The 19,627-nt window shown below is 67.2% G+C and carries 15 protein-coding genes; 6 read left to right on the forward strand and 9 right to left on the reverse strand.

What is annotated here, in order from left to right:
* Positions 1–56: 56 nt before the first annotated feature.
* Entirely contained in the window at positions 57–977 is a 921-nt protein-coding gene (locus tag WCL10_RS06445; protein ID WP_336894839.1) for a LysR family transcriptional regulator, read from the forward strand.
* 47 nt (positions 978–1,024) lie between these two features.
* Here the strand turns inward: WCL10_RS06445 and WCL10_RS06450 are convergent, their stop codons facing one another.
* Positions 1,025–2,284, reverse strand: coding sequence for a dienelactone hydrolase (locus tag WCL10_RS06450; RefSeq protein WP_336894812.1), 1,260 nt, complete (start codon positions 2,282–2,284; stop codon positions 1,025–1,027).
* A 278-nt stretch (positions 2,285–2,562) separates the two neighbouring features.
* Between WCL10_RS06450 and WCL10_RS06455 the strand changes: the two genes are divergently transcribed.
* Together WCL10_RS06455 and WCL10_RS06460 are read left to right on the forward strand one after the other, a co-directional pair.
* Positions 2,563–4,092, forward strand: a complete 1,530-nt coding sequence (locus tag WCL10_RS06455) for a glycerol-3-phosphate dehydrogenase (protein WP_336894813.1) — start codon at positions 2,563–2,565, stop codon at positions 4,090–4,092.
* Positions 4,093–4,281: 189 nt separating this feature from the next.
* Complete coding sequence (locus tag WCL10_RS06460) at positions 4,282–6,033, forward strand: M10 family metallopeptidase C-terminal domain-containing protein (protein WP_336894814.1); 1,752 nt, start codon at positions 4,282–4,284, stop codon at positions 6,031–6,033.
* On the opposite strand, the gene WCL10_RS06465 is transcribed toward WCL10_RS06460, so the two are convergent.
* Positions 6,030–10,034, reverse strand: coding sequence for an amino acid adenylation domain-containing protein (locus WCL10_RS06465; protein WP_336894815.1), 4,005 nt, complete (start codon positions 10,032–10,034; stop codon positions 6,030–6,032). The two genes, WCL10_RS06460 and WCL10_RS06465, sit on opposite strands and share 4 nt — an antisense overlap.
* A 174-nt stretch (positions 10,035–10,208) precedes the next feature.
* Between WCL10_RS06465 and WCL10_RS06470 the strand changes: the two genes are divergently transcribed.
* The gene (locus WCL10_RS06470; protein WP_336894816.1) at positions 10,209–11,186 is read left to right on the forward strand and encodes a cyanophycinase; all 978 of its coding nucleotides are present in this window, start codon (positions 10,209–10,211) and stop codon (positions 11,184–11,186) included.
* Positions 11,187–11,194: 8 nt separating this feature from the next.
* Here the strand turns inward: WCL10_RS06470 and WCL10_RS06475 are convergent, their stop codons facing one another.
* Positions 11,195–12,469: a S8 family serine peptidase gene (locus tag WCL10_RS06475; protein WP_336894817.1), complete on the reverse strand. Its 1,275-nt coding sequence runs from the start codon at positions 12,467–12,469 to the stop codon at positions 11,195–11,197.
* A gap of 160 nt (positions 12,470–12,629) precedes the next feature.
* On the opposite strand from WCL10_RS06475, the gene WCL10_RS06480 reads away from it, so the two are divergent.
* A complete protein-coding gene (locus WCL10_RS06480) occupies positions 12,630–13,124 on the forward strand; it encodes an RNA polymerase sigma factor (protein WP_336894818.1) in 495 nt (164 codons plus the stop codon).
* A complete protein-coding gene (locus tag WCL10_RS06485) occupies positions 13,121–13,801 on the forward strand; it encodes a hypothetical protein (RefSeq protein WP_336894819.1) in 681 nt (226 codons plus the stop codon). The genes WCL10_RS06480 and WCL10_RS06485 overlap by 4 nt, the downstream gene beginning before the upstream one ends.
* Here the strand turns inward: WCL10_RS06485 and WCL10_RS06490 are convergent.
* The 6 genes from WCL10_RS06490 to WCL10_RS06515 all read right to left on the reverse strand — a co-directional run bounded on the left by WCL10_RS06490 (position 13,798) and on the right by WCL10_RS06515 (position 19,531).
* Positions 13,798–14,664 (reverse strand): hypothetical protein, encoded by an 867-nt coding sequence (locus WCL10_RS06490; protein WP_336894820.1) that lies wholly within the window; start codon positions 14,662–14,664, stop codon positions 13,798–13,800. The genes WCL10_RS06485 and WCL10_RS06490 overlap by 4 nt on opposite strands.
* A gap of 145 nt (positions 14,665–14,809) precedes the next feature.
* Complete coding sequence (locus WCL10_RS06495) at positions 14,810–16,597, reverse strand: thioredoxin family protein (RefSeq protein WP_336894821.1); 1,788 nt, start codon at positions 16,595–16,597, stop codon at positions 14,810–14,812.
* Between the two features lie 31 nt (positions 16,598–16,628).
* A complete protein-coding gene (locus WCL10_RS06500) occupies positions 16,629–18,008 on the reverse strand; it encodes a DUF3570 domain-containing protein (protein ID WP_336894822.1) in 1,380 nt (459 codons plus the stop codon).
* Positions 17,999–18,220 carry a DUF4266 domain-containing protein gene (locus WCL10_RS06505; protein ID WP_336894823.1) on the reverse strand — a complete coding sequence of 74 codons (222 nt, stop codon included), beginning with the start codon at positions 18,218–18,220 and terminating at the stop codon, positions 17,999–18,001. The genes WCL10_RS06500 and WCL10_RS06505 overlap by 10 nt, the downstream gene beginning before the upstream one ends.
* Positions 18,217–18,696 carry a TlpA disulfide reductase family protein gene (locus tag WCL10_RS06510; RefSeq protein WP_336894824.1) on the reverse strand — a complete coding sequence of 160 codons (480 nt, stop codon included), beginning with the start codon at positions 18,694–18,696 and terminating at the stop codon, positions 18,217–18,219. Before WCL10_RS06510 ends, WCL10_RS06505 begins: the two co-directional genes overlap by 4 nt.
* A 46-nt stretch (positions 18,697–18,742) precedes the next feature.
* Positions 18,743–19,531 carry a hypothetical protein gene (locus WCL10_RS06515; RefSeq protein ID WP_336894825.1) on the reverse strand — a complete coding sequence of 263 codons (789 nt, stop codon included), beginning with the start codon at positions 19,529–19,531 and terminating at the stop codon, positions 18,743–18,745.
* Positions 19,532–19,627: the final 96 nt, after the last annotated feature.

The following is a 19,627-nucleotide window of genomic DNA, read 5'->3' on the forward strand; positions in this document are numbered from 1 at the left end:
AAGGCCCGATCGCTTCCGACCGACTCATCAATCGTCGCTGGCTGCCGCTGAATGCGCTGCGCGCGTTCGAGGCCGTGGGACGGCATATGAGCTTCACAGCCGGTGCCCAGGCGCTGACTGTGTCGCAAAGCGCGATGAGCCGCCACGTCAGTAGCCTTGAAGATCTGATCGGCCGCCCGCTGTTCGAACGCGGGCCGACCGGGCTGAAACTGACGCCCGCAGGCACGATCCTGCTCCCGGTCGTCAGCAAGTGTCTCGACCGGATGGAACAGACGATCAACACCATCCGCAACAAGGATCTCGAGAGCCGTCCGCTGAGACTGCACATCCCGCCCTCGCTGCTCTATCAGAACGCGCTGCCGCTGCTGGCCGAGTTCCACAAGGAGCATCCAGAGATCCGGATCGACGTGACGACCTCGAACGTGACGGGCGCGCCGCGCGACAATGTCGACATGGCGATCGTTTTCGACCGCCCCAACATCGACGATGCCGTTGCGGACCTTCTGTGGATGGTGCGCGTGGCACCGCTCTGCTCGCCCGAAACAGCGGCGGCGCATCAGGGCAAGAGCTTCGAGCAGTTCCTGCGCGACAACGAATTGCTGCACGTGAAGCTGGAGGGCGAGCCGCGCGGCCTCTTGTGGTCGAGCTACGCCGCCCAGCAGCGCCTCGCGATCGAGACCAACGACGGTCTCGCCTTCGACACGGCATTTTCGGCGGTACGCTATGCGACCGGCGCCTCGGGTGTTGTGCTTGCCGATATCGACATGTTCGCGCGCGAAATCGCCAGCGGGCAGCTTGTCATGCCTTACGACCGCGTGTCCGGCGACGGCTTCGGCTACTACCTCAAGACCCATGCCGAGGACCTCGGCGATCCGGCCATCTTCCTGCTGCGCGAATGGATCATCCGGCAGTTCTCCTACGGCATGGGCCGCGATACCCCGGCGCCTACCGAGATGGTCCCGGAGATGCGCGGCTGAGGTAGCCGTAAAGCCTGCAATGAATCCTGTCCTTAACCGCCTTCGCGTCAAGGCGCAGGGGGCAGGTGCCGCAGGATCAACCCGTCCTGATGGTCCTTGGTAAAGCCCTTCCACGTGGGATTGGCGCCGCCCTCGCTCACTGCGTCATAGGCCTTGTTATCGCTTTTCCACGCCGCACCGTCCGACTCCTCTGACGGGACCACGAGATAGTCGCCCTTGGCCGCCTCGCCCTTGAGCGTCATGTCGAGGAATGCGGTGATAAAGTGGAGCGCGACCGCGTTGACACGCGGCTTGCGCCACATGCGATCCTCGAACCAGTCGAAATCCCACAAAGTCCCGCGCATTTCGGCCGGTGCCGGATTGGTGCCGATGGCATGGCCTGCGCCTTTGAGCGCGAGCAGCCAGCGGTCCGAGCCCTTGGCATCGCGGAAGATCGTGGCCGGGCCGGGATCGTAACCGACAGTGCGGTCCGCCGTACCCGCGACAACGAGCAAAGGCGCCTTGATCCCGGCAAGCCCGCCCGCGCCCCAGGCCGCCCACGGCGCCCCCCCGGCCGGTGCGATGGCGACGACGGCCTTGATTGCGGGATCATGCAGCGCGGCGGCTTCGGGCCCGGGCCCGGTGTAGCGCTCGATCAGCACAGAGGGCAGGCGTTTGACCGCCACACTGCCTGGATCAAGCTGTGCCCCAGCCACCGTAAGCGCGCCGTAGCCGCCGAACGAATAGCCCGCGAGCGCGATGCGGGTCGGATCGCCGAGCGGCCCGAGCAGGCCGTCGCGCAGTCGCCGCAGCACGTAGGTGATGTCGAGCGGTCGGCGGATCAGCGTGGCGGGGGTTTTGGCCGTATCGGTGATCGCGGGATCGCGGTGGCGGATCGCAACGACGACATAGCCTTTGGTCGCCAGGTTCTCGCCCAGCCAAGAAAGCATGACCGGATCGTTGTTGTAGCCATGCGAGAGGAGCACGATGGGATAGCCCTGCCCCGCCGCCTTGGCCCCGGCCACAGCCAACGCTGGCACAGTGAAGTGCGCAGGCGGACGGGGCGGTTCGGAAACGAGGCTGGCGCGGTAGGTCGCACGCCGGTCGCTAGCGGCGGTGCGCGCGGGATACCAGATCACCAGCGGCAGGCTGCGGTCGGCACGAACAAGCTGGCCTTGCGCAAGGCTGCCAAGCGGATCGACTGCACCGCGATCGACTACCGTGCGCTCGATCACGCCGACGCCGTCGGGGCCGATCGCAGCAAGCGCCGGGGCGCCGACTTCGGGCACGCTGGGCGGCGGCGCAGCCTCGGCCGCGGAAACGGTCATCGAAGAAGCGGTGAGCATCGCGGCAAAAGCGGAGAGCGGCCTCAAGCGCGGAACTGCCGCAATGAGTCCGTGACGGGCTGCGCCGGGCCGCTGGAACGGTGGGTAAACGGGGTCTTCCGGTTCGTTGCCGGGTTTTGCCTTGCCTCTCGCATGACCCCTGTTACCGCATTTACCCGCCTTGCGGCTATCTTGTATTCGCATCGCCGCTTGCACTTGCTGCATTTGTTCGCCCCCGGGTGCAGGGCTATGCAGCGCGCGCCAACAACGAAGGGTCCGCAATGGCCGGCTTGATCGACGATGCCCCTGCTCCGGAGACCTGCGACCTGCTAATTGTCGGCGGGGGGATCAATGGCGCCGGGATCGCGCGCGATGCGGCGGGGCGCGGGCTATCGGTGCTGCTGGTCGAGCAGGAAGACCTTGCCAGCCACACCTCGTCGGCCAGCACCAAGCTGATCCACGGCGGGCTGCGCTATCTCGAATACTACGAATTTCGCCTGGTACGCGAAGCATTGATCGAGCGCGAGCGGTTGCTCGGCATGGCTCCGCATATCATCTGGCCGCTCGCTTTCGTGCTGCCGCAGATGAATTCGCCGCGCCCGGCCTGGCTGGTGCGGCTGGGCCTGTTTCTCTACGACCACCTTGGCGGCCGCAAGAAGCTCCCCGCGACGCGCACGGTCAACCTCGCACGCTCGCCGCTGGGGAACGGGATGAAGCCCGGCGCCAAGACCGCCTTCGTCTATTCGGATTGCTGGGTCGAGGACAGCCGCCTCGTCGTGCTCAACGCGCGCGATGCGGCCGAGCGCGGCGCACGGATCGAGACCCGCACCCGCCTCGTTTCGGCCCAGCGTGACGGCGCCCTGTGGAAAGCGGAAATCGCTGGCCCCGATGGCACGCGCACCGTCATGGCGCGCGGGTTGGTCAATGCGGCGGGGCCATGGGTCGAAGACGTGCTGCAGCGCGCGGCAAGCGCGAGCCAGGATCGCGGCGTGCGCCTGATCAAGGGCTCGCATATCGTGGTGCCCAAGCTTTACGAGGGCGATCACGCCTTTCTGCTGCAGAACCCCGATCGCCGCGTGGTCTTCGCGATCCCCTACGAACATGACTACACCCTCGTCGGCACGACCGACGAACCGTGGGAGGGACTGCCCGGCAAGGCCCAGATCTCGCCTGAGGAAACCGATTACCTGTGCGAGACGGTGCGCCGCTATTTCGCGCGGCAGATCCAGCCGCAGGACGTGGTGTGGAGCTATGCCGGTATCCGCCCGCTCTATGACGACCATGCCGCCAATGCCTCGGCGGTGACGCGCGACTATGTTCTGGACCTTGATGGCGGCAACGGACAGGCGCCGCTGCTCAGTGTGTTCGGGGGCAAGATCACGACCTATCGCAAGCTTGCCGAGCATGCGATGGAAAAACTGGTGCCGTTCTACCCGGGCGCCAAGGGCGACTGGACGGCCGGGGCCGACCTGCCCGGCGGCGACATTCCGGACGATGATTTCGAGGCCTTCGCGCGCAGGCTTGCGGCAGACCACCCCGCCTTGCCCTCCACGCTGCTCACCCGCCTCGCGCGCGCCTATGGCACCCGGGCCAAGGCGATCCTCGGCACCGCGCAGAGCATAGACGCGCTCGGCACCGATTTCGGCGGCGGCCTCACCCAGGCCGAAGTCGATTACCTCGCGGATCAGGAATGGGCGAGAAGCGCCGAGGACGTGCTCTATCGCCGCAGCAAGCTCGGCCTGCATGTGCCCCCGGGCACGGCGGAGGCGGTTGAAGCCTATCTTGCCGGGCGGACGCGCCCAATTCCCTAAACGTCCAGGACAAAACGCTTAACCACTGGGCTCCGGGAACCCGGCGCGGCGCGATGGTTGATCTGCGGTAAGTCCCCGAAAATCAGGGATTGCGGCTGCGCAATAGTCCGCGCACCGGGTTTAGAGGCGCGTTCAGCCGGGACTGGCATTGCTGCAAGGGACCTCCCCCCCTTGTGCGAGCCAGAAACGATGCCCCGCTTCACCGATCTCTCCCCCGTCCTGCGCGCCGGCCCCGGCGGAAACCCCTTCATCGCCGCGCTGCTCCCCTCGCAGCTGGCCTTCCGCCTCGCCTGGTCCAGCAAGGATGCGAGCGGCGTAACCCAGGTCAGCTACAGCTTCCCATGGATGGACGGCGCGTTCAGCCAGTTCTCCGCCCCCTATGGCCGGGGCGAGAACACCGCAGCCGTGACCGGCGCGGTGACCGCAGACCAGGCCGCGATGATCACCAAGGCGTTCGGCGCATGGGCCAACGTCGCCAACATCGCCTTCACACAGGTGACCGAGACCGCCGACGGCACGGTCGGCGATATCCGCGTGGCGTTCTCCTCGGCGGTCTCCGCCGGATACTGGGGCTATTCGCTGGGCATTTCGGACGGGCGCGGCAATGCCCACGGCGATATCTGGATCGACGATGCGAACATCGGCCAGTCCTTCGCGCCGGGCACGTACAACTACCTCGCGATGCTGCACGAGATCGGCCACAGCCTCGGCCTCAAGCATCCGTTCGAGGCGCCCAAGATCCCGGCAGGCTTCGACAACCAGCGCTTCACGATCATGTCCTACACCGCGCCCGACAAGGTCTGGTGGACGGCCCCGGGCAATTTGGCCGCAAGCTACCTCGTCAAGTCGCCGATGGTCTACGATATCCAGGCAATCCAGAAGCTCTACGGCGCAAACATGACGTACCATACCGGCGACGACATGTACGCCTTCGATCCCGCAGCGCCCTCGTTCGAGGCGATCTGGGATGCCGGAGGCACCGACACCTTCAGCGTCGCCGATTTCAGCCAGGGCTGCACGGTGGACTTGAAGCCCGGCGGTTACTCCTCGCTCGCCTACGACGGAGTTTCGCTGGCCAGCAACATCGGCATTGCGTTTGGCTGCAACATCGAAAACGCGCTGGGGGGTGCGGGCGGAGATACGCTGCTCGGCTCCGAACTCGCCAATGCGCTCGATGGCCGCGCCGGGGCTGACACGCTGCGCGGCATCGGCGGCAATGACCTGATGACCGGCGGCGCCGGTGCTGACCTGCTCGACGGCGGCGCGGGCAACGACGTGCTCGACGGCGGCGAGGATGACGACGTCCTGATCGGCGGCGCCGGCAACGACTTGCTGGATGGCGGTGCGGGCAACGACATCGCGAGCTATGCGACAAGCAGCGTAGCGGTGCGCGTCAGCCTTGCGATCGGCGGCGCGCAGGCAACCGGCGGCGGCGGGATCGACACGCTTACGGGCATCGAGAACCTCTTCGGCGGCACCGGCGCGGACCTGCTGGTCGGCAGCGACGGCGCCAACACGCTCGATGGTGGCGGCGGTGCGGACCAGCTCGCCGGAGGTGGCGAGGCAGACGTGCTGATCGGCGGCGGGGGCCGCGACATGCTCTTGGGCGGCGAAGGCGGCGACGTCTTCCGCTTCGCCACGATCAAGGATCTGCCGGGTACGGCGGTGACCAACGCAGACGTGATCCTCGATTTCAGCAGCGCGCAGGGCGACCGGATCGATCTTTCCTACGTCGATGCCGTGAAGCAGACGGCAAACATGAACGACGCCTTCACGTGGATCGGCGGCGCGGCCTTCTCCAAGGTCGCCGGCCAGCTGCGCTATGTCGTGACCGGCAATATCGGCCTGGTCAGCGGCGATATCGATGGCAACGGCACCCCCGATTTCGCCATCCGCATTGATGGGGCCCCTGCACTCGCGGCTGGCGATTTCGTGCTCTAATCCCTGACCACGCGCAGCGGCACGCCCTGATAGGAAAGGCCGGGGAGCAGGTGCTCCTGCTTCATGATCACGCTGCCCGGGCCGACATGGACGCCTTCGCCCACCACGCAGCCATAGAGCGGCACAGTGCCGGCCGAAACCGTGGCGCCTGCCATGATCCGCACCTTGTCGACCTTTAGCACGCGGTCCTCGAAGGTATGCGCCTGGAAGAACGCGGTGACGGTGGCACCGTCGCCGATCTCGATCATGTCGGGATCGACGACTTGCGAGAACTGCGGTCCCAGCACGGCGAGCTTGCCGATCTTGAGGCCCATAAGGCGCAGGTAGACCGTAAGCAGGAAGGTACCTTCGAGCTGCTGAAGGATCGCATTGGCATAGCGCGCCCAGACGACGAAGACAAAGTCCCACCGGCTTGCCCAGCATGACCACAGCGCATGCTGCCCGGGTTTGACCCGACCCACAAGCAGCCACTTGGCGGCCGTCACTGCGAGGCACAGCGCGACAATCGGCGCGAGCGTGGCAAGCGGAATCACGATCAGCGCGAATTCCAGATTGGTCGATTCCGGTGCGCCCTCGACCAGGAGCTTGTACCACAGCAAAGTCGCGAACAGCGGCCCCACCGGCAGCACGAAGCGCAGCACTTCCCAGAACACGCGGTTCCAGTAGCGGATCGGCGAGGGGTCGTGCGTGAGGCTGCGATCGATGGTGACGACCTGCCGGCGCGGCAGATCGAAGCTCGGGCGCCCGAAGCGCGACTGGCCGGCGGCGATCTCGCTCGCATGGGCGACAGTGCTGATGCCGATCAGGATATCGTCAGGCAGGACCTCGCCCGCCGGGATCACCGCATGGTTGCCAAGGAACGTGTTGCGCCCGAGCACGATGGGTTCAAGCCGCACCGTGCCGCGCGTGATTTCCGGCCCGCCAAGGTAGATGCCATCGGCAAAGAAGGTTTCCGCGCCGATCGTCACGAGTTCGGGAGTGACGTCGAAGATCGTGCTGATCTCGCATTTCTCGCCGATATTTGCGCCCGCAAGGCGCAGCCACTGCTTCCACATCAAGGTGCCCGAAAGCCATTGTCCGGCATTGAAAACGGCGGCCGATTTCAACCAGACGCGAATGTAGCCAAGGCTCCATCGGTCGATCACGCCGGGTTTCACCCGGCCCATCGCGCGCACCATCAGCGCGCTCCATACGAGGCTGACCGGCAAGCTGATCACCGCAAGACCGAAGACCACGGCCATGGCCCCGGGATCAAGCTTGGGATCGTAAATCCAGGTCCAGATCTCGTTCTCGCCGACGCCGAACAGGTGACAGAGAAACAGCGCCAGCGCCCCGGTGGGCAGCAAGCCCAGAATCGTCGCGATGCCTTCTGCGGCCAGCGTCGCGAGGCCATGGGCGACGGGGCTCATCCTGCCGCCACCACCCGTTACGGCTGGCGCGGCCGGCGCGGGGCCGACGCAGCGCGCGGGCACGCCGTCCCACAACTCGCCCGGCGGTACCGTTCCTCCGGCATTCACCACCGAGAGCGGCGCGATCACGCTGCCCGCTCCAATGCGGCAGTCATGCTCCACCGAAGCGCGCGATTGCAGCGTGGCATCCGCGCCAATCACGATCGGGCCGACCAAGATATCACCCCGGTCGAGCTCGACGAGGCCAAGATGCGCGTCTTGCCCCAGCGTGACGTTGTCACCTATTTCGAGCAGATCCCACCCGCCGCGGTGCAGATGAACACCCCGGTGAATATGGACCCCGCGCCCAATGCGTGCGCCGAGCAGGCGCAGCACAGCATTCTGAAACACCGTGCCCGAGAGCATCGGCCAGGGAATCAGACGCGCCGACTGCACGGTGACCCAATGGCGCAGATAGTACGTGCTCCACACCGGTGCGCGCAGCGGGCGATAGCGCCCCAGCACCACGCGCTTGACGAGCAGCGTGAAGCCCACCGAAACCGGCAGATAAAGCGCGACGCCAAGCACGGTGATAAGCGGCGTGAGCAGCACGAAGGCAACCAGATCCAGCTTGTCGAACAGCAGCGGGAACAGCTCCCACGCCACCGCCCAGCTGACCCAGCCGCCGAACACGAGTTCGCCTACCAGCCAGGCGATCTGCACCAGATTGGCAAGGCCCGGCCGCGCCTTGCCTTCGCGCACCAGTTCGGCGGCAACATGGGGCGCGGCGGCGGCCGATGCGGCATTGGCGGCCTCGCCCAAGGCGGCGAGCGCGCGCACGGTGCGCGCGGCGTAGATGTCGCTGACGGTGATCCAGTCCGCTGCGCCGTCTTCGCGCAGCAGGGTGACGAGGAGCGCGGCGCTAAGGGAATCGCCGCCGAGGTCCTCGAAGAAATCGTCCTCGACCGAGACGCCGCCAGGCCGGCTCAGAATGTCCGCCACTGCGGCAGCGAGCGCGGTTTCCAGTGGGGTGGCGGGCTGCACGATCTCGCGCGTGGTCACGGTCTCGGCAAATGTCATCGGCGGAAGCGCGGCGCGGTTGAGCTTGCCGCCAACCGTGGTCGGCAGCTGCGCCAGCGTACCGATGCGGCGGGGCACCATGTACGAAGGCACAGTACTGGCAAGCTGGGTGCGCAAATCCTCGAGGTCGATTGCATCAGCACCCTCGGCCGGTACGACATACGCCACAAGTTCGGGCACTCCGCCCGCATCCTGCAGGCGTGCAGCGGCCTCGCGCACGCCGGGGAGCGCGGCCAGACGCGCCTCGATCTCGCCCAGTTCGACGCGGTAGCCGCGGATCTTGACCTGGGCGTCGATGCGGCCGTGATAGAAGATGTTGCCGTCCGGTTCGCGGTGGACAAGATCGCCAGTCCGGTAGATGCGTCCGCATGTTGGGTGGTCGACGAACTTCTCCGCCGTTAATTCCGGCCGGTGGCGATAGCCGCGCGCCACGCCCGCGCCGCCCATGCACAGTTCGCCCTGCTGGCCCTCGGCAACCGGTTCCAGCGCCTCATCGAGCACGAAGGCTTCCATGCCTGGCACGGGCCGCCCGATAGTGATCGGGCCGCCTGGGACGATATCACCGCGCAGACAAGTGACCGCGCATTCGGTGGGGCCATATCCGTTGACCATGCGGCGGCCCTTGGCCCAGCGATCGGCGATGTCGCGCGGCAGCGCCTCGCCGCCGACGTAGAGCAGCTTGAGATCGGGCAGCGCCGCCTCGGGATCGCGGCAGCCGCTGCTGCGCAGCAAGGTCGGCGGCGGGCAGAACACACTGGCGCGCTCGCGGCGCAGCCATTCGACGATATCGGGGCCAAGCCGCGCGGCCTCGTCATCCATGACGACCAGCGTCGCGCCCGAGGCGAGCGCAAGCCAGATTTCTTCGATCGAGGAATCGTAGGCAGCCGAGGAGCCCTGGATCACGCGGTCGGCGGGCGTCAGGGCGAATTCCGCGAGATCGGATGCGACGAGATTGGACACATTGCGGTGCTCGACCATTACGCCCTTGGGCTTGCCGGTCGTGCCGCTGGTGTAGATCACGTAGGCGAGCTGTTTGGGGCGGATATCGGCAGGCAGCGCGGCGCCTTCAGGCGGCTCGCTCGCCGCGAGATCCGCGACATCCAGCAGCGGCGTATCGAACGCCGGGCTATCTGCCGCAACCACCGGGCCAAGCCGCACCATGCCGGCGGCGTCGGTAAGCACCGCGACAGCCGAAGCATCCCCGAGCACTTCGGCAATGCGGTCATCCGGGAACGAGGGATCGATCGCGGTATAGGCCCCGCCCGCTTTCAGCACCGCGATCTGAGCTGCATAGAGCATGGGTGAGGTGCGCGGCAGCAGCAGCGCAACGATGCGCTCGCTCTGGAGGCGCGGGACGAGATGGAGCGCCAAACGGTCCGAGAGCGCGGCCAGTTCGGCGTAAGTCATGACCTGCCGCTCCGTCCGGGCACGCCCCGGCGGCACCTCGATCGCTATGCCGTGCGGAAAGCGGGCGACCGCTTCGGCTAAGAAGGCATGGAGCACGGCTGGATCGCATTGAGGGGGGCGGGACATGAAGCCGCTCTATCGCCGCTGCGAGCGCGGTCAAGCGGACGATCGGGGTGTCACTGGCGGGAAGCAGGCCGCCGGAAATGCTCGGCAATTTTGCACCCCCACTGTTCCTGTGCCACACACTGGCCGAACCGTCATGGCTTGGAGATCGGAGTGCGCAGTTTAGCCGGTTGGATCATGGGTCTTGTTGCCGCGCTGTTGGCCGCTTGCCTCGCACCCCAGGCCGCCGCGCGGGCGCTGGATCACTATATCGAGGGCGATGTGAGCGCGGCCACCCCCGCTCCGGTCTCGGGCGGGCTGCTGCTGATGGGTGGCGGCGAGCACAATGTTGCGGCGCTGCGCTGGTTCTTTGCCAAGGCGGGGCACGGTCATATCGTGATCCTGCGCGCCTCGCAGGCGGGTGAAGCCGGCACCGAATTCGTGCGCGAGATCGGCGGGGTGCTTTCGGCCGAGACCTTCGTGATCCACAAGCGCTCGGCCTCGCGCGATACGCATCTCCTCGAAGCGCTGCGCAAGGCCGACGGCGTGTTCATCGCGGGCGGCGATCAGGCGCGCTATGTCCGGCGCTGGCGCGGGACCCCGATTGCCGAGGCGCTCGACGCCCATGTGGGCGCGGGCAAACCGCTCGGCGGCACGAGCGCCGGCCTCGCGATCCTGGGCGAGTACCTCTACGGCGCGATGGACGGACAGAGCCTCACGAGCCCGCAAGGCCTCGCCGATCCCTATGGCCACGGCACCACGATCGAGACCGGCTTCCTTCATCTTGCGCTGCTCAAGGGCGTGATCACCGACAGCCACTTCACCCAGCGCACGCGCCTTGGGCGCCTCTTCGCGTTTATCGCCAAGGCCCAGGCCGGCCGACCGGCAGAGGCGCCGCCGCTCATCGGACTGGGCATCGACGAGACCGTGACGCTCGCTGTCGAGCCGGACGGGACGGCGCGGGTCTATGCCAGCGTGGCGGGAACGGGAGTCTCGGTCGTTTCCGGCGCCGGGATCGGGCGAGTGAAGACAGCGGGGCCGCTCGTGGCACAGCGTGTGCGGGTGACCGGTGCGGGGCCGGACTCGGTGGTCCTCCTGCCCTCGGCCGAAGTAGAAAAGCCTGTCTTCGTTCGCAATTACACCGCGAGCGGCGGGACCATCACGCCGCTGCCCTGAGGCGGCACCTACTCGATGTAGCCGTGCCCATAGACCTCGTCGTAGCCCGGCGCGCCGAGATCGCGCGCGGCCTTGCGCAAGGTTTCGATGCAGGCGGCGCTACCAGTGCCCGAGGCACGGCAGGTGGCGAGCCGCGCAGCGATTTGCGGCGCGGCGAACGAGGTGCCAGTATAGCGCGCATAGCCCCCGCCAGCAGCGGCAGCAAGCACGCCTACTCCTTGCGCGGCAACGCCGATGTAGCGGCCTCGATTGGCATAGCGGTAGATGCGAAGCGCCGGATCGACCGCCGTCACCGCGACCACCCCGGTCAAGGCGGCCGGATAGACCGGGGCTGCAGCCGGGCCATTGTTGCCCGCCGCCGCCACGATGATCTGCCCGCGGGCGCCGGCAAGGCCGACCATCTTCTGCAGCAGCGCGTTGGGCGGACCGGCAATGCTCATGTTGATCACCGGCACGCCCTGCCCCAGCAGCCACTCCATCGCCTCCACCAGCGCATCGATCGAGGTGAAGGGCCGCTGCGGGGGTCCGCGAAAGATATTGGCGCTGAAGATCGTCGTTGCCCCGCGCGCGGCAAGCAGCGAGGCGATCGCGGTGCCGTGCTGTGCGGATGCGGGGGTAGCAGCTGGATCGCCGCCGGGCCAGGCGAGTACGCGCGCGCCGCCAAGCGCTGGATGTGCCGCAACAGCGGTATCGACCATGCCTACGGTAAAGCCTGACGGTGCCGGGGGCGCGGGGACGGCCTTGCGCTCGCGCTTCGCGTGGCCCCGCCCGGCAATGCCGAGGCCATAGTAGTGGTCGTAGTCGATCACCGCATCCGGCGCGGCGGCACGCACTTCGGCCAAGGCTTCGGCAAGGCTGCGCCCGTGCGGGACGGCAAGACGCACGACCTCCTCGCCCAGCGCCGCAAGCCTGCTCCGGCGGATAAGGCGGTAGCCCTTGGCGACAAGCCCGCTTTCCGCCGCGGCTGGGAGCGCAAACGCGATGAGCTCACCCGCGCGCACAGGATTGCCCACCTCGTCACGCTCGGCGCCCTCGTCGCGGATGGCGTCGGCCTGCCATCCAGCTTCGGCCAAGCCGGTTTCCCCGGGGGTTTCGACTTCGGCCGCATTTTCTTTCACTTCAGGTGTCTCGGTCTCGCGCGGTTCGACTTCACGGACCTCTTGCGCCTCGCGCGGCTCAGGCACCTCGCGCGGTTCGGGAACTTCGCGCTCCTGCGCGGCGATCGTGGTCGCAAGGCCGATCAGGCCCATGCCAACCACCACTCTGATCCACCACCGCCGCATGTTCCGACCCTATACACTCCATTCACCGGCAACAACGCCTGGCGGCGCGGCCTATTCCGTGGTGCGCCGCGATTTGCCGATTTCGCGCGCCGGGAATAAGCAGGACACGCGAGCGTTGTGGTGGAGCAAGATGAAACCAAGCAGATCTGAAGGAACCGGCTTGCGGCCGCGCATCATCGCGCTGCTGCCGCGCTTACGCAGGTTTTGCGAGGGGCTGGCGGGTTCGCCGCACGATGGAGACGATCTCATGCAGGCCACTGTCGAACGCGCGCTAAGGGGCGAGCACCTGTTCGAGGAAGGCAGCCGGCTCGACAGCTGGATGTACCGCATCGCGCAGAACCTCAATATAGACCGCGCGCGCGGCCAGAAACGGCGCGGGACGAGCGTTGATCTGGAAGCGGCCGAGTTCGTGCCCGGGGATGACGGACGCCAGATTACCGAGGCGCGCTCGGATCTCGCTGCCGCGCAAGCGGTGCTCAAGTCACTGCCCGAAGACCAGCGCGCAACGTTCCTGCTCGTGGTGGTCGAAGGACTGAGCTACCGTGAGGCGGCCGAGGCCATGGGTGTCCAGATCGGCACCGTGATGAGCCGCATCGCCCGCGCCCGCCAGCGCATCGCCGAGCAGTTGGCAGCGAGCAGGGAGATAGTCCGATGAGCATGAACGAGGACGAACGGCTTGCCGCCTGGCTCGACGGCGCGATGACGCCGGAAGAGGCCGAAGCCTATACCGCTGAGCTTGAACGCAATCCGGAGCTTGCCGCCAAGGCCGAGACCTGGCGCGCGAACGACCGAGCGCTGGCCGATGCGCTGCTGCGCGCCGTGCGGCCGGTCGACGACGATCTCATCGCGCGGCTGGGACTTGGTGGCCCGCCCTCCGCTGCCAACGACAACCCGAGCCGGGCCCGCTTTGGCTGGCTGGCGGCCGGTTCGGTCATGGCGGCGAGCTTTGCTGCCGCCCTGATCTTCACGCTGCGCGCCCCTGCCCCGACCGATGACTTGTCCGCCGCGCTGGAGCGTACCGCCTCGCTCGCCCCGGCCCATCTCGCCGATGGCCGCACGGTGACCCCGCTGCTTACCGTACGCGCGGGCGACGGGCGCTGGTGCCGCGAGTTCCGGGAGGGCGACGAGACAGCTCTGGCCTGTCGCGCAGGTGCCGGGCGCTGGACAATCGAAGCGCGTGCGCGTTCCGGCACGGCGCCGGACAGCGGGGGCATTGCCGTTGCGGGCGGGGCCGATCCCGCTGCGCTCGAGCCTGCCTACCAGCGGCTCAAGGCTTCCGATCCGGTGAGTGCTGCCGATGAGCGGGACCTCATCGGTAAAGGCTGGAACTAGGGCCGCCAGACCAGCGTCAACCCACCGATCGCATCGGCGCTGCGTGCGGAAAAACCGGTGCCGCCATAGGCCTGAAGGCGCAGCTGGCGCGAAAGGCGCGCGCTGATCCACAAGGTGCCCTCACTGATCGGGCCGCGCCCCGGGGTCGCCGATTGGAGCCAGTCATAATCCGCGCCGAGCGTGATGACCGGACCAAGCGCCCGGCTCGCCCCTGCGCCAAAACCCCAGCCATCCCGCAGCGCAAAGCGCGGGGTGCGCCCGAGGAAACGGCGGCGCACGCTGGCATAGAGCGTGGTGGGCCCGAAGCTGCCGACCAGATCGGCAGCGAGCGTCACGTCGACCTTGCCGGTACCGATGCCCTTGCGCGCCGAGGCGGTGGGGAGCTTGATCCGGCTGCGCGGCTCGAGGCTGAGGCCAGCGCCAAGCGGCAGATTGTAGGCCAGGGTGACGGTCGTATCGCCGAGCCCGCCGCGATTGCGCAGCGGCGCAGGGGTCATGATGGTGGCGCCGGTTACAGGTCCCGCACCCTTGCCCTCACCCTCACTCGTGCCGGTGCTGCCGCCTTCGTTCTCGATCTCCGGCTCGCTCGCCACGCCGCCGCCGCCGCTGCCGCTGCCCCCGCTCGAGGCACCGCTGCCCGAGCCATCGAGCAAGGTGCCCGGGCCGCGCAAGTGGACATAGGCCGTGGAGACTTTCACGCTGACACGGCCGCGGGTGTATTTGACCGAGACCGGCACCGTGACAATCCGGGTCCGCACAGTCTGGCCATAGCGCCCGTCGGCATAAGTCCCGCCCACGCTGACGCGCAGGCTGTCGCGGCTATCAGGTGCGGGCTCATCGGCGGTCTGGGCACAGAGCGCCACGGGAGCGGCGATCCCCAACAAGCAAAGCCCCGCCCCCAACCACTTCCGCTGTCGATAATGCGTCATTCCCGGCTCCAGCTGCCTGCGCCGCCGTCTGTGCAACGTGGCGGCGCCGAGGGCAAGACCGGGCCGGGTTCATTCGGCCTCAGCTTTTGCGGGCGAGGCCCACAAGCAGGTCCTGGGTAAGCACTTGCGGCAGTTCGCTCTCGCCGCCGCCTGCCGGATACCAGAGGTAAAGCGGCACACCGGCGCGGCCATGGGCCTTGAGGAAGCGGCTGATCGCTGCGTCCTGCCGAGTCCAGTCGCCGCGCAGCACCGTCACACCGCCGGTAGTGAAGGCTTTCGCGACCGCTTGCGTATCGAGCGCTGCGGCTTCGTTGACCTTGCAAGTCAGGCACCAGTCGGCGGTGAAGTAGACGAAGACCGGCTTGCCCTCGCGGCGCAGGGCATCGAGGCGGCTTTCCGCAAAGGGCTGACCGCCGAGCGAATCCGCAGGGGCCGTCGCGGCCACCGGCGCTGGCACGACTCCGAGCGCGATCACGGGAAGCGCCCCCATCGCCAGCGCCAGTGCGGGAAGGCCCCGGTGGCCGGCGCGCTGCTGCGTGCCGTACCACCAGAGCGCGAGGCCCATGAGCAGCGCAGCGGCGAGCGCGGCGGTCATGGCGCCGGTGCCAGCCTGCCGCCCGACAAGCCAGGCAAGTCCCAATGCAGTCGCGAACATCGGCACGGCCAGCACGTGGCGCAAGGTCACCATCCACTGGCCCGGACGCGGCATCATGCGGCGCGCAGGGGCCCAGAAGCCGAGCAGGAGGAAGGGCAGCGCCATGCCGAGCCCGAGCCCGGCGAACACGCCCAGCGCGGCGAGCGGCGGCATGATCAATGCAGCACCCAGCGCGCCTGCCATGAACGGCCCGGTGCACGGCGTTGCGATGAAAGCGGCGAGCGCACCCGTCGCGAGCGAGCCCGAGAAGCCCGAGGAGGGCTTGCCGTTGACGCTCAGCGAGGGCAGCTCGAACAGGCCCGCCATGTTAAGCGCGATAGCGGTAACGAGAAGCAGGAGGCCCGCGACGACTGACGGGTTCTGCAACTGGAACGCCCAGCCCGCCGCGCTCCCGGCGCTGCGCAACAAGAGCAGTGCGCCACCAAGGGCGAGGATCGTGCCGATAACCCCAGTGGAATAGCCCAGCGCCTCCTGCCGCGCATGGGCCGCATTGCCGCCAGAGCGTGCAAGCGCCATGGCCTTGAGGCTGAGGATCGGGAACACGCAAGGCATGAGATTGAGAATGAGCCCGCCGAGCAAGGCCGCACCGAAGACCAGCGCATAGGCGGCAAGATCAAGCGCGGGCACGGCAGGCGCTGAGGCCTTGGCGGCGGTGGGCGGCGGCGCGATGGCGGCGCGCGCACGCTCGAAAAGCGGCGCCGCAGCGGGATCGGGCGCACCAGCGCCGACGGCAAGCGCAAGATCGAGGTCAACCGGATCGGGAACGCAGGAGCTTTCCGAGCAAACCAGCAGATCGAGATGCGCGGCGAGCGGCAACGCGCTGCCCACGGCAAGGCTCTGCGGCAGGTGCAGATCCTGCAGCAGTACGACATCACCTTCGTGGACATTGCTGACAAGGCCCGCCAGCACGAGACGCCTCGCCGGAGGATGGCGCAGCGGGCCTTCTCCGGTGCCAGCAGGCGCGGTCCAGGTCACCATGGGGGCATAGCCGGTATCGCCCGGAATGGGCCCGTAGATATGCCAACCCGGCTTGAGGGCGATATGAAACGCGGCGGTCAGTGTGCCGCCCGGCGCGGGCGCGCGGGTTTCGGGCACGAGTTCGGCGCGGTAGTGCTCATGGTCGGCAGCAGCCCCGGCCGCTGCAGGCACGGGCTGTGCAAAGGCCAGCGCCGCGAGCAGCATCCCGGCCCATGCGCGAAGCGGATAAGCCATGTCGTGGTTCCTTGTATGCTGGCTGCGCACCTCAGCGGAAAGTGACGCGCAGCCCGGTGATCAGGCTTACCGATTTCGAGCCCGCGAACAGGTCGGTGCGTGCGAGGCTGCCGGGGGCCGTGCGGTCAAACCGCTGGCCTTCCTGGATGTAACGCTCCGCTGCACCGTAGAGTTCCACATTGTGCGCGATCCTGACCCCGGCCTTGAGCCCGAAGGTCCAGGCATGGAACGCACCGAGCCGGCTGTCCGCACTGACGAAAGCGGGCGTGTCCTCGTCGAGCAGCAAATAATTGCGGAAGAAGCGCGCGCCGGTCTGGCGGTAGTAACGAATGCCCGGTTCGACATAGGCGCTGCGGCCCAGCGGCGCGTGCTCGGACAGCGCAAAGGTCCAGGAGCGGATGCCCCAGCTGTCATGATACCAGCGCACCGAGGCATCGGTCACCGCAGAGCCAAGCGCAAACTTGGTGCCGGCATAGATGCTGTCGCGCACCCGGCGGCCGGGGCGTTTCTCGTAGATGTAGGCGAAAGGATCGCCGCTGTCCCGGTCGACCAGCGAAACCAGCTTGTAGGGATCGGTCTGGTAGCCGTTCGAGACGCCGTGGCTCCAGTTGAGCTGCGCCAGCCAGCCAGGGGTAAGCACCTGGGTCACCCCGGCGACAAAGCTGGTGACGATCTTGTGCCGTCCGGTGCCGATCACCGTCTCGCCCATGCTGCCGAGCGGGCGCGGAATGCCGGTAAAGGGCTTGGAACTGTCGCGCTCGTAATTGAAGCCGAGCGAAAGCGTCGTGTTCTTCTGGAAGAGCTCCTTGGTGAGCCCGACACGGCCCGAGTACGAGGTGAAATCGGTTTCCCACGAACCTGCGCCGCCCAGGCTCAGCTTGAGCGTACTTGCGAGCGGCAGCGTGATCCCCAGATCGGCAGCCTTGCGCGTATCCTTGAAGCCCGCATCGACCGGCAGGCGGCCGCGCGGGACCTCGTAGATGCCCGAGGCGCCGGTGGTGGTATCGCCCTCTCCTTCGCTGCGGGTTTCTGCAGCCGGCAGAGGTCCGCCGCGTTTGCCGGGCGGGCGGAAGGTCTGCACCACATTGCGGCTGCGCGCCGCGCCGTTGGGGGTGGCGCCGGTGAGCGAATCGTAAGTGAACTTGCCCGAGACGATGAGGCCGCTCGCCGAATTCAAGGTAAGCCCGGTTTCGGACTCGATGACCCGGACCCGGTTATCGTCCTCCTGATAATAGAGCACCGCGCTGTCGGCGACGATCGTTCCGGCCTCGCTGGAGGTCTCGTCGTAGGCGTTTGGTGCGGGCGCAGGTGCGGCGCCCGGATCGGCCTGCGCGGATACCGGCGCTGCATGAAGCAGCGCGCCCGCGAGCACGCCGAGGGTGGCTGCAAGGCCCGTCGGGTTCAATTGCATCCGCAGCCCCCGCCATCAAAGCTGCGTCCGCCCGAGGCCGCTTCCTTGCTGAAATAGGTGTGCTCGTCGAAGGCCATTATCGCGGGCTCACGCGCGAGCTGCATCGATTTGCGCGCCAGCACATCGCGCTGCCACGGCTGCGCACCAATGTGCGCGCAAGCTGAGAGTGAAGACGCTAGCGCGATCAGCGCGATGAGACGCAGCCGGCTCATTTCTCGCGCACCAGCTGGGCAATATGTGCCTCGTATTCGGCCGCTTTGCCGGGGAAGAAGCCCTGGTGGCGGAAGCGCATCGCACCCTTGCGGTCAAAGACCAGCGAAGTCGGCATATCGGCCACCTTCCACGTCTTTGCCAGATTTCCGGCCGGATCGTAGACCACGGGCAGGCTGGCGTGGACCTGGCGCAGGAAAGCCTCGGCGGCCGGGCGCTGGCGATCGAGATTGATCGTCACCACCGCGACATCGCCTGCCGGATAGCGCGCGGCGAGCTGCTGCATGAACGGGAACGAGAGCTTGCACGGCCCGCACCACGAGGCCCAGAAATCGACATAGACGACCTTGCCGCGATACTTCGCGAGATCGAGCGCATCAGTATCGGCACGTGTGGCAGCGGGCAGCAGTGCGGCGATCGCGGCCATGCCGGACAGCAAGGTTCTGCGCCAGCGGCGCTGGACGGAAGACAGGGTCATTGGAGGAACTCCGATCGTGAAATGGCGGCGGGGGCGCAAAGGCCCGCTAGAGTATGAAATCGCCCGCCGAGAGCGTGTGCACCCCGTCGAGCTTGATGCACCAGTCGGCACTCGTATCGCCGTTCATGTTGCCATAGACGTAGGTGTTGCCGCCCGAGACGGCATAGCGCAGCTCGCCGCCGGTGTGGTTGTGGAAGCCGTTGGTGCCGATGAAGTGGAACGCCTGGTTGCCCGATGCGCCGTAGCCGCTTGCCGATACCAGAGCGTCGATCGCGCTGAGGTCGATCTTGTCACCTGCGGTGAAGTCTACGATCGTATCGGCACCGCTCGAGGTTTTGCTGGAGAAATCCGCCTGGGCGAACACGAATTTATCATTGCCGGCGCCGCCGGTCATGGTGTCGAGGCCGGCACCGCCGATGATCGTGTCGTTGCCGCCGCCACCAAGGATCGTGTCCTTGCCGGCAAGGCCCGAGAGCGTGTTGGCACCGTCATTGCCGGTGATCATGTTGGCCAGCTCGTTACCCGTGCCATTGAGGTTGCCTGTGCCGGTTAGCAGCAGGTTTTCGACATTGGCGGTCAACGCATAGCTGATCGAGGCCTTGACCATGTCAGTGCCTTCCTTCGCCAGTTCGGTGACCACGTCGCCGACGGAATCGACGATATAGGTATCGTTACCCGCCCCGCCGAACATCGTGTCGTTGCCCTTGCCGCCGTCGAGAAGGTCGTTCCCGGCCAGCGCCTTCAGAATGTCGTTGCCATCAAGGCCGTAGAGCTTGTCGGCAAGGGCCGTACCGGTGAGGGTATCGACGCCGGTGGTTCCTGTGATCGTGGACATGGATCAGCCTTTCAATTTGCGCGGGGCACCGGCCGCTGCGCAGCGCGCAGGGGACGCGATGCAAACCGGCCTTCTCACCTCACAACGCAGCAGGTC

It is taken from the genome of Novosphingobium sp. (assembly GCF_037133355.1).
In the GTDB taxonomy this organism is placed as follows: domain Bacteria; phylum Pseudomonadota; class Alphaproteobacteria; order Sphingomonadales; family Sphingomonadaceae; genus Novosphingobium.